Raw genomic sequence first — 11490 nt, forward strand, 5'->3', positions numbered from 1 at the left:
TAAAATTCAAACTTTAACTGTTTTATCACCTTTGAGAAGCTAAAATAATTCTAAATTTTGAATTTTAAATTCTTAATTAAACATATGACTTGTCCTCTGTGGATATACCTTTTAATTTTCATACAAAACCATCATGGCGGCATTCCCGTCACCATCTAACATGAAAAGTCGGGCGAGGATCCAAACCAACTAACCACTAACCAACAAACCAACTAAAAAAAGAGAAAAGCCACAGGGCTAATCTCTTTTTTATAAAATATGAAATTAAACGATCTTTTTACGGATATAAGCACTTAAGTAGTCGATAATCGTTACGACGACGATGATGATAATTAACATCATCCCAACTTGTTCCCATGCACGTTGGTTTGAAGCAAGGATGATCGGTGCACCGATACCACCGGCACCAACGATTCCAAGCACTGTTGAAGCACGTACGTCAATTTCAAAACGGTAAATGGCGTAAGATGAAAACTCAGGTATAACTTGTGGAATAACGCCGAACCACATCGCTTGAAGGCGACTTGCTCCACTAGCTTTTAACGCTTCGACAACAGTCATATCAATTGATTCAATTACTTCTGAGTATAGTTTTCCTAACATACCGATCGAGTTAATCCCAATCGCTAATACCCCAGCATACGGTCCCATACCTACAGAAGCTACGAAAATAACCGCAAATAAAATCTCTGGGAAAGCGCGAATACCGTTTAAAATCCCTTTACCAATGCTCGAAAAGTGACCACTCATGTTTTTCGCTGCTAAAAACCCAATCGGTATCGCTAAAATGGCACCAATCATTGTACCGGCAAATGCTATCGCTAATGTTTCAAACATATAGCCAATATATTGAGGAATTCTTTCATGTACGACTGGATCAAAAAATGTATCGAAAAACAGCCTTTTAAACATATCAAAAGCCGATAAACTTGAACCACTGTAACTTAAATCTGTTGTTGTGAAGGCGATCGTATAGAGAGTCGCTAAAATAAATGTAATAAAGCCGAATTTCATCCAATATTTTGTACGGTCTGGTCTTTGAATGTTATATTGTTTATCTAAATTCATTATACTAATCTCTCCCTTATACGGGTACTGATCATATCAATAATCGTGACGGCAATGAACGTCATAATAATAATTGTTGCTACATTATCAAACCTGAACAAGTTTAATTGTTGACGTAAAATTTGACCGATACCACCAGCACCTACAAAGCCTAATACTACCGATGCACGAACATTGATTTCTAGAACGTACAATGAATAAGAAGTAAAATGAGGTAAGATTTGAGGCATTGCACCGTACCTAATTACTTGAAAAACATTTCCGCCACTAGCACGAATTGCTTCTAATGGTCCTTTATCAATCGATTCGATAGACTCACTTAATAACTTAGCTAAAATTCCTAATGAAAATAGAAATAATGCCCCAACCCCTGAAAGTGGACCTAGTCCTACAACCGCTACTAAAATTAGAGCTAAAATTAATTCTGGAATGGTACGAAGTACGTTCATCCCAAAACGAACTATTGAATATACATATTTGTTTGTATTAATATTTGACGCCATTAAAAAGGCAAACGGCAAACAAAATAATGTTGCTAAAGTGGTACTAAGTAAAGCCATATTCCACGTTTCTAATAGTCTAGTAGAAACGGTTTTATAGTAACTCCAGTTTGGTGGAAATAAATCGTCTTTCACAAAATCTATTACGTGCGGAAATCCAGTGATAATTCTATTTGGGTATGCTTTTGTAAAAAAAGCAGCAATTGCATATAGAAGTACAACGACAAGCACGATGATCGTCATTCTTGTTTTCGTCTGACGAGGGATAATAGGAATGCGACCATTATTATTTTTTTGTGGCTTTGTAACTGGTTGCATTACTTTTCATCTCCTCCAAGAACGTCATCTTCTTTAATTTTACGTCCATAAATCTCTTCAAACGTTTTTTCAGTTACAGAACTTGCTGGACCATCAAAAACAACTTCCCCTGCTCTCATTCCGATAATACGATCAGCGTATTCCATAGCCATATCAATAAAGTGAAGGTTGACCAATGTAGTAATATTGTCCTCACGATTGATTTTCTTTAAATCTTTCATTACTATATGCGAAGTTGGCGGATCAAGACTAGCCACTGGCTCGTCTGCCAAAATTACTTTCGGTTTTTGTGTTAATGCTCTAGCAATACTTACACGTTGTTGTTGTCCACCGCTTAGTTGATCTGCACGAATGTAAGCTTTCTCAACGATTCCAACACGATCTAAACTTTCTAACGCTAATTTTACGTCTTCTTGCGGGTATAAACCTAATAAACTACGGATTGTACCAGTATGGCCTAATCTTCCTGATAATACATTTTTTAAAACAGAAGTTCTTTTTACTAGATTGTAATTTTGGAAAATCATTCCAATCTTTGTTCTTAATTGGCGAAGCTGTTTTTCTTTAAAATTTAACGTATTTTCACCGTCAATAATTAATTCACCTTCTGTAGGCTTTACTAGCTGATTGATACTACGAATTAAAGTAGATTTACCAGCACCTGAAAGACCTACTACAACGATGAATTCACCATCATTTAATTTTAAATTAACATTTTTTAATCCTTGATGCCCATTTGGATAAGTAAGTGACACATTTTTGAATTCAATCATTTTAGCTAATCCCTCATCTTTTCTTTTAAAATTCTTTTAATATCGTTGTTTTCGGAATAGTTTTCTGTTACATACCAATAATTACCTCTTGACTTTAGACATCAGACAACTAAAAGCGAAACATTTACGAAAACAGCCTTTAAAAAAGGGAGAAGCTTATTGGCGTCTCCCTTTGATTTTTAAAAATATTATTGAGATAATTGATCTTCAAATATTGCAAATACATCACGTACTACATCGTACTCTTCAGATGTAGCGGCTTCGATTGCATCCCAAGTATAAACTTCGTTCATAATTTGGATCATTTCCTCATCATCATTGAATGCTAAGAAAGCATTTGTAATCGCTTCTTTTAACTCTTCTGGTAAACCAGCACGTAATGAAATCGTATCGTTAGGAATTTCATTAGTGTAGCCAATGACACGGATCTCATCCATAATTTCTGGTCTTTCAGCTTCAAAACGGTCACGAGCATCTTCAAACGTAGTCGCAAATGCATTTACATCGTCTAAAATTGCACCAATTGCACTATCGTGTCCACCAACAACTACTTGATTAAAATGAGCATCTAAGTTTTCAACTCCGATGTCCATTAAGTGTGCTGCTGGGAATAAGAAACCAGATGTTGATAATGTATCTGGATAGTACCAAGCTAAACCTTCTGCTTCTAATAGATCTTCAATTGTATGAATGTCAGAGTCTGCATTTACTGAGAATTGGGCACGGTATGAAGCAGAACCATTACGAACTGATTTTAAAATCACTTCAACATCAGCACGATTTTCAGCTTGTACAAATCCAAACGGATTTAAGAAACCAATGTCAATATGTCCTGTTCTCATACCTTCTACAAGGCCTACAAAGTCGACCATAACTCGAGCTTCAACTTCAATTCCAAGAACTTCGCTTAACTTTGCTTCAAGTGGTTTTACAGTGTCAGCAATTCTGTCTGCTTCTTGAGACGGAATAAAGCCCATCGTTAATTTGTCAGGCATTTCTACAGTAGCTTCAGAACCTGTTTGTTCTGTATCTTTACTAGCTTCTTCTGAACTTCCACATGCGGCAACAACTAACATCAACATTGCAGTTAAAACTAAAAGTAAATACTTTTTCAAGATCATGACCCTCACTTTATGTTTTTTTTCTTTCACAATAGACATAGTAGCACAATGCTCTACAATTTAGTGTTTGGTTTACACTATCTTTACAAACTTTTAAACTTTTATTAATAGAGTGAATTTCATAATTACCAAAAATGAGCCACATCACGCAACTATATATTGATCTTAGTGGCGGAATAATGAATTATGAAATTTATTAAATAATATGAGTTTTAAAATATACGTATATTTTCAGTAACAAATGTCGACAATGTTCACCAAAAACTCACATTTACTACTATACATCATTTGATTTTGTTTTGTCTCTATAAAATTACTAAAAAATAAAAGATTTTTATATTTAGAAAATAAAGAAAAGTGTTTCTCAAGAATAATACTTTTAATATATACTATTAAAGGAAAATATTATATAAAAAGGTGGTTAGAGGGCATTTTTTTGGCCCTTCACATAAACTGCGAAGAGCCAAAAAATTAGTTAAAATACTGTCTTATTTCCGATGCTAAACCAGGTCTTGAGAATAACGTTGTAGACGTATTTGTCATATTAATCTCATTTCCCATTAATGTTGTCGCTTCGCCACCTAATTCTTTGATTAGGATGATCCCGGCGCCAATGTCCCACGGTGAGAGACGAAAGTCAATATAGGCGTCAATTCTACCTACTGCAATCCAAGCAATTTCTAATGCGGCTGAGCCTATGTATCTAACTCCTCTTGCATTTTCAATAATTGGATATAACTTCTTCTCGTCAACTTTTTCATTTGGAATTGTCCATAAACTATTTACGCTAATCATTGCTTCTGCCATTGTTACTTCTTGTAAAGGGCTAATTTTTTCATCGTTAAGATACGTCCCTTTTCCTTTTAAAGCATGAAATAGTTCGTCTTTGATAGGGTCGTAAATGATCCCCATAACTGGTTCACCTTTGTCGTAAAAAGCTACTGAAATCGCAAAATTCATTTTTTGATTGACGAAGTTCGTCGTTCCATCAATTGGATCAATCACCCAAACTTTTTCTTCAGCAAAGTTATATTCTTGATTTTGAACCGTTCCTTCTTCACCTAAAATAAAGTGGTCAGGATAGTGCTGGTTTATTTTTGTAGCATAATATTGTTCGATTTCTCGATCTTTTTTTGTCACAAGATCTGAAGCTGATGTTTTAAACTCGACCTCGATCGTTTCTTGAACGCTTTTTCGCAGGTTTTCGCCTGCTTCCTTTGTCCATGTTTTTGCTAATTCATATAAAGATTCATAATTCATGTTTATCACCTCAAAAACTAATTTTTCATAGAAAACCATCATGACGATATTCCGTCACCATTTAACATGTAAAAGAACGATCAACTTCCTTCTCTTCGCGGTAAACTTCTATCGAATTTTAGAGGCTTGTTCAGGAAATCGCTCGTTCTTTTTTCATAGAAAATCCTCATGGCGGCAGGCATGCCGCCATCATCTAACATGAAAAGTCAGGCGGGGGTCCTAACCAACTAACCACTATCCACTAACCACTAACCAACCTAATTTATTGTTTTCAAATTTTAAAAAGCTAGCAAGAATTTACTTGCTAACTTTGGGACAATATTCTTTATCATACTATAATAACGTTAAAACGACAATTATGATCTAATTCCAAAAAATTTCTTCACCTTCGTAAATACCCCTGTATCTTCCTCTAATGACATTAAAGGAACTGTTTCACCTAAGATTCTTCTTGCAATATTTCGATAGGCGATTGAAGCACGGGTATTCGGTTGAAACGCAATTGGTTCTCCTTTATTTGATGCTTTAATCACTTCATCATCATCAGCGACGATCCCTAATAATTCGATCGCTAAAATGGAGACGATTTCATCGACGTCTAACATATCACCACTTTTCATCATATGACCACGAATACGGTTTACGATCAGTCGTGGTGACTCCATGTCTTCCTGCTCTAATAAACCAATAATTCGATCCGCATCACGTACAGCTGATGTTTCTGGTGTCGTCACAACGACAGCTTTATCTGCCCCAGCGACGGCATTTTTAAAACCTTGTTCAATTCCTGCAGGACAGTCAATAATGACATAATCATACTCTTCTTTTAATTCTTTAACGATCACTTTCATTTGTTCTGGATTTACAGCAGCTTTATCCTTTGTTTGCGCTGCTGGTAAAAGCATTAAACATTCAAAACGCTTGTCTTTTATTAGTGCTTGCTGAAGACGACAACGCTCCTCGACGACGTCAACAATATCATAAATAATACGATTTTCTAAACCCATGACAACATCAAGATTACGTAGGCCAATATCTGTATCTACTAAACAAACCTTTTTTCCTGAAAGTGCAAGCGCAGTTCCAATATTTGCAGATGTAGTTGTTTTTCCAACCCCACCTTTACCAGAAGTAATTACAATCGCCTCTCCCATGCGAAATTCCCCTTTCTAAGTTCAATGTAAAATTTAAAATGAAAAATTTATAATTATTTGAGAGTAGCGCTACGAAGCATTACGTTCATCAATTTTAAATTATAAATTGTTAAATTATACATTGTTAAACGTTTGTTATTTTCGGACGCAATTTCCCCATATGTTGGACACGTTCGATCGCAATCTTATTGTCTTTACCGATATAAGCGCATTCCATTTCATGAACTTCGTTATCTTTTGTATCTGGTGAGCGATTGACAACTTCAGCAATTCGCAACTGTGACGGTTCCATTTTCGACGCTGTGATCACTGAATCTTCATTCCCATCACACCCTGCATGGGCAATGCCACGCAAAACTCCCATTACATAAATATTTCCGGTTGCCATCACGGTTCCACCTGGGTTTACGTCACCTAACAGAAGAAGGTCCCCTTGTATTTGTAACACTTGTCCTGATCGAATTACTTTAACAACCGTTGATGTTTGCGCCTCTTTCCTTAAGCTTTCCGCATCTTCTTTGGTAATTACATTTGAATCAATGGTATTGATCACCAAATTTTTCCTATCGTTAATCACGGTTTTAATTTGCTCTGTTTGCTCCTCAGTTAAATAACGATTGCCGACTGATACTTTTACTTCAACGGCCGGTCCTTCTCGTGTTTGAGAATATTTCGATGAAAGCTTTTCTTCAAGCTCATTAACTAATTCAGGAAACGAACACTCGTCGTTTAGATATAAAATTAGGCCTTCTTTGGTTCCTCTAACCGTAACATAGTTTGTTTTTTGCATGATCCAAAGTTCACCTCAACTTTCTTATATTCAACGTTGCCACCTAAAATCCTTTTTTCTTTTGTTTATTTTTTCTTCAACATCGTCATTTTTTTGCAAAAATAATAAAAACTTTCGTAGTGGAAAGGCAATAATAATCATAAATACACTATTTACAACTAAACTTGGTAAAAGTCGTTCATATAAAAATTGTTCATGAGCAAGGTTCGTTATTCCGACCATAAAATGAATTCCGTACACGAGATAGTCAAGAACAAGCGTTCCAAAAACTGCGGTTATAATTAATAAGTATAAATTTTTTTGAAAGATTTTATATGTAAATCCTAGCAAATATGCTGTAAAAAACATACTAAAAATATAAATACCAAGCACATGTGTATAAATTACATCTTGAAATAAACCTAAAACAATTGCATAAATACCTCCAGTTGTTCTACCTAAAAAAATCGTAATTACGATAACAAATATAAAGGCAAAGCGTGGAATAATGATTGCTTCAGACCCAAAGCGGTCTGGTGAGAAGACTTGGAAAACGGTTCCTTCTATGATAAAAAGAAGGAATATAAAAAAGGGAAGGAGACAGCGAATCATATTAATCCCCCTCCCCGTCATTTAACATAATAGCTTCAATCGTAGGAGCACCGCGCTTTACGATTAGTACATAATCTAAATTATGAAAACTAGCTGACGGCTCAATATATGCGTTTTTCGTTAAACCATATTCATCAGCTTCGACACTCATTACTTCCCCTATAAGCAAGCCTTTAGGGAATATGCCTCCTAACCCTGACGTAATGACTGTTTGTCCTACTTCGATTTTGGCGTCTGCTTCAATTTTCCTTAGCATTAGCGCCCCCGTTTGCTCATCATACCCTTCAATAAAACCGTATACTTCAGTGTCTTCAGCATCGACCATAGCTGATATTCTGTTTGTACGATCATGATCAGTAAGAAGCTGTACAGTAGATGTAAACTGTGACACATTGTTTACTTTTCCTACTAAACCTTTGGAGGTTATGACTGCCATATCAACTTCAACGCCATGTTGTTCTCCTTTGTTCACACCAATAAACTCGTTCCAACGATCAGGGGAACGATGAATAACTAAGGCAGGCTTTAACTCATGGTCAAAAAGACTTTCTTCTATATCTAACGCTTCTTTTAATTGATCATTTTGTCGTCGAAGAACATTTACTTCTACGGCAATTTGTGCATAGTCGTCTAAATGTGCTTTTAAGATTCTGTTTTCTTCATACAAGTTTCGCATCTCATCAAGATTCTCAAATAAACCCGCTACGTAATGAGCGGGTTTATTAAATGTGGACTGGACCCAGCCCACTGAGTCTTTCATGAACTGCTCAGGCCATGTTAAACTTCGTCGATCACTCATGGAATAGCCAATTAATGCCACCAACAGAATAATACTAACGAGAAGCACTATTAGTCTTTTATTTGAGAAAAATTGGGGCATTGAACACACCTACTTACTTCCGATTTGAACGTACTGTAATTCCAGCCTTCGAACGGAATAAATGAAGATTTTCTAACGCTCTTCCCGTTCCTAGGGCTACACAATCTAATGGATTTTCCGCTACTAATACAGGCATATGTGTCTCATCACTTAAAACACGATCCAAATTACGTAATAATCCACCACCACCAGTTAAAACAATTCCGCGATCCATAATATCAGCCGCTAATTCAGGTGGTGACTTTTCTAATGTATTTTTCACTGATTCAATAATTGTGTTAACTGTATCAGCAAGCGCCTCAGCAATTTCTGTTGCCGTAATTGTAATTGTTTTCGGTAAACCAGTCACTAAGTCTCGACCACGAATGTCCATATCTTCAATTCCATCAGGGGTACCTGCTGAACCAATCTCAAATTTAATTGCTTCTGCTGTGCGCTCACCGATCATTAAATTATAAACTTTCTTAATGTACTGAATAATCGAGTCATCCATTTCATCCCCAGCTACGCGAATCGACTGACTCGTCACAATTCCTCCAAGAGAAATAATTGCCACCTCTGTTGTACCACCACCGATGTCAACAACCATACTACCCGTTGGCTCCCACACAGGAAGGTCAGCACCAATTGCTGCAGCAAACGGCTCTTCAATCGTATATGCTTCTCTTGCTCCGGCTTGTTTTGTTGCATCTTCTACCGCACGCTTTTCAACGGCTGTAATTCCTGAAGGAACACAAACCATTACATTCGGTTTACGCGTAAAAATAGATCTATTTTTCTGAGCTTGTCTAATGAAATATTTCATCATTGTCGCCGTTGTATCAAAGTCAGCAATAACTCCATCTTTCATCGGACGAACCGCAACAATATTGCCTGGCGTACGTCCAATCATATTTTTTGCATCATTACCAACAGCTTCTATTGTACCTGTATCTGTGCGAATCGCAACTACAGAAGGTTCACGGACAATCACACCTTTTCCCTTCACGTATACGAGTGTATTTGCAGTACCTAAATCGATTCCTAAATCTTTTGAAAAACCACCAAACATCTATGTATCTCCCTTCAATGGAAAGCGTAAATCGCTATTTATGTAATTTCATGAGGTATTATTAAATCCATAACCTTTATTATACTAAAAATAAATTAAAAAGGATAGAGATTTCAAAACGAAATGTAAATGTAAATTTACTGACAATTATTTTGAATGTACAATTTAAAATTAAAAATTAAAAATTCTTGTGGGTAGTGCTTTGGTGTACCAGTTTTGAGTTTTGAGTTGTTGATTGTAATGCTTCGAAGCTACAATTTACAATTCTTGTGTGTAATTCTACGAAGCTTTTTGTAGTGAAGCTCCGTAGCTAATGTACAATTTAGAATGTTTATAAGCAATGCTTCGATGTGCCTAATTTGGATTCCAATTTTTAACTATCAGTTTTGAGTTTTGAGTGTTGAGTGTTGAGTGTTGAGTTGATGGAATGTAATGCTTCGAAACGTGTACAATTTACAACTAAAACTTTAGAAATTTTGTACGTAGCACTTCGAAGCACCAATAAATCATTTGCAATTTTGTAGTTGATAATTAATGCATTGTAAGTTTTGAGTGTTAAGTTGGTGGAAGTTGAGCTTCGAAGCTACACCCACAAAAACTCAACACTCTTAACTCAAAACTCAAACATAACCTTTCTCTTTTAAGCTCACAAATTTTTGATCACCGATAATGATGTGGTCTAAAAGTTCTATTCCAACCACTTTTCCGCTCTCGGCAAGGCGTTTTGTCACCTCAATGTCTTCTCTACTTGGCGCAGGGTCTCCACTGGGGTGATTATGAAGACATATGATCGATGCGGCCGAATAACGAAAAGCTTCTTTAAAAACTTCCCTTGGGTGAACGATCGAGGCATTCAAGCTTCCGATAAAAATTGTTTTTTTGTGAATGACATGATTTTTCGTATTTAAATACAGAGAGACGAAATGCTCTTGCGTCAAAAAGCGCATATCTTCCATCACATAATTAGATACATCTTCAGGTGAACGAATGATGATGCGATCTTCCATTTGCAACTTATGAACTCTACTTCCTAGTTCAATAGCCGCAAGAAGCTGTACCGCCTTCGTATCACCTATTCCTTTAATTTTTTTTAACTCTTCAACCGTTGATTCTTTTAAAAATTTTAAGCCGTTGAAATGGTGCAATATCCGTTGTGATAACTGCAACACCGATTCTTGCTTCGTTCCTGTCCCTAAAAGAATAGCAATTAACTCTTGATTTGATAAAGCTTTCGACCCTTCTTTTAAAAGGCGTTCCCTCGGCCTTTCACCATGCGGAAAATCACGGATCATTAATGGTTTCACTTGCATACATACTCCTCCCTTTTTTTCGGGAGAGCGATTTCAATCGAGTAAAACAAGGAGGTTATTTGCTACTCCCGATGACGAATTAAGTGTTGAAAGTTTTTTAACTCTCTCACTGTCCTCGCTAACGGTAAGCCGACAACATTAAAATAACAACCATCGATTTTATTGACGAATAGTGCACCTAACCCTTGAATTCCATAAGATCCTGCCTTATCAAAAGGCTCGCCACTTCCAATATAGCTTTCAATATCACTCTCTTCTAACGGCAGAAATGAAACAATCGTTCTTTCATGAAAACTGACCGTTTTTTCATCGGATATGATTGCTACACCTGTATACACTTCATGATTTTTTCCCGAAAGAAGGCAGAGCATTTCTTTTGCTTCTTCTTCATTATTAGGCTTTCCCAAAATCTCGCCATTTATAGAAACAATTGTATCTGCTCCAATAATAATACAGTCTTCGTGACGCAAAAAAACATCACGTGCTTTTCTTTTTGCAAGTTGTTCAACTACTTGATCTGGAGTTTCGGTTTGGTTAAAAGATTCGTCAACTGAGCTAGTGGAAATAGAAAATTCGAGCTGCGCTTGCTCGAGCAGCTGCTTACGACGAGGTGAGCCAGAGGCTAAAATGAGTTTTTTCACGGAGATTCTCCTTTGCAAAATAGATTTTTTTAA

12 protein-coding genes are annotated in these 11490 nt (G+C 36.3%); all 12 read right to left on the minus strand.

Annotated features, from left to right (window positions below; all coding sequences use genetic code 11):
* Positions 1-264 precede the first annotated feature (264 nt).
* The 12 genes from phnE (BKP35_RS14260) to BKP35_RS14315 all read right to left on the minus strand — a co-directional run bounded on the left by phnE (BKP35_RS14260) (position 265) and on the right by BKP35_RS14315 (position 11457).
* Positions 265-1068: a phosphonate ABC transporter, permease protein PhnE gene (gene phnE, locus BKP35_RS14260; protein WP_071314025.1), complete on the minus strand. Its 804-nt coding sequence runs from the start codon at positions 1066-1068 to the stop codon at positions 265-267.
* Positions 1068-1886, minus strand: a complete 819-nt coding sequence (gene phnE, locus BKP35_RS14265) for a phosphonate ABC transporter, permease protein PhnE (protein WP_071314026.1) — start codon at positions 1884-1886, stop codon at positions 1068-1070. The genes phnE (BKP35_RS14260) and phnE (BKP35_RS14265) overlap by 1 nt, the downstream gene beginning before the upstream one ends.
* Positions 1886-2659 carry a phosphonate ABC transporter ATP-binding protein gene (phnC, locus tag BKP35_RS14270; protein WP_071314027.1) on the minus strand — a complete coding sequence of 258 codons (774 nt, stop codon included), beginning with the start codon at positions 2657-2659 and terminating at the stop codon, positions 1886-1888. Before phnC ends, phnE (BKP35_RS14265) begins: the two co-directional genes overlap by 1 nt.
* 188 nt (positions 2660-2847) lie before the next feature.
* Positions 2848-3810 (minus strand): phosphate/phosphite/phosphonate ABC transporter substrate-binding protein, encoded by a 963-nt coding sequence (locus BKP35_RS14275; RefSeq protein WP_337959649.1) that lies wholly within the window; start codon positions 3808-3810, stop codon positions 2848-2850.
* 441 nt (positions 3811-4251) lie between these two features.
* Positions 4252-5040: an inositol monophosphatase family protein gene (locus BKP35_RS14280; protein WP_071314126.1), complete on the minus strand. Its 789-nt coding sequence runs from the start codon at positions 5038-5040 to the stop codon at positions 4252-4254.
* Positions 5041-5396: 356 nt separating this feature from the next.
* Positions 5397-6194, minus strand: a complete 798-nt coding sequence (minD, locus tag BKP35_RS14285; RefSeq protein WP_071314028.1) for a septum site-determining protein MinD — start codon at positions 6192-6194, stop codon at positions 5397-5399.
* Between the two features lie 124 nt (positions 6195-6318).
* Entirely contained in the window at positions 6319-6984 is a 666-nt protein-coding gene (minC, locus tag BKP35_RS14290) for a septum site-determining protein MinC (RefSeq protein ID WP_071314029.1), read from the minus strand.
* Positions 6985-7014: 30 nt separating this feature from the next.
* Positions 7015-7575, minus strand: a complete 561-nt coding sequence (gene mreD / locus BKP35_RS14295) for a rod shape-determining protein MreD (protein ID WP_071314030.1) — start codon at positions 7573-7575, stop codon at positions 7015-7017.
* Between the two features lies 1 nt (position 7576).
* Positions 7577-8455 carry a rod shape-determining protein MreC gene (mreC, locus tag BKP35_RS14300; RefSeq protein ID WP_071314031.1) on the minus strand — a complete coding sequence of 293 codons (879 nt, stop codon included), beginning with the start codon at positions 8453-8455 and terminating at the stop codon, positions 7577-7579.
* A 13-nt stretch (positions 8456-8468) separates the two neighbouring features.
* Positions 8469-9506, minus strand: a complete 1038-nt coding sequence (locus BKP35_RS14305) for a rod shape-determining protein (protein ID WP_071314032.1) — start codon at positions 9504-9506, stop codon at positions 8469-8471.
* A gap of 620 nt (positions 9507-10126) precedes the next feature.
* A complete protein-coding gene (radC, locus tag BKP35_RS14310) occupies positions 10127-10816 on the minus strand; it encodes a RadC family protein (protein ID WP_071314033.1) in 690 nt (229 codons plus the stop codon).
* A 62-nt stretch (positions 10817-10878) separates the two neighbouring features.
* Positions 10879-11457: a Maf family protein gene (locus BKP35_RS14315; RefSeq protein ID WP_071314034.1), complete on the minus strand. Its 579-nt coding sequence runs from the start codon at positions 11455-11457 to the stop codon at positions 10879-10881.
* Between the last annotated feature and the right edge of the window lie 33 nt (positions 11458-11490).

This window comes from Anaerobacillus arseniciselenatis, assembly GCF_001865995.1.
Taxonomy (GTDB): domain Bacteria; phylum Bacillota; class Bacilli; order Bacillales; family Anaerobacillaceae; genus Anaerobacillus; species Anaerobacillus arseniciselenatis.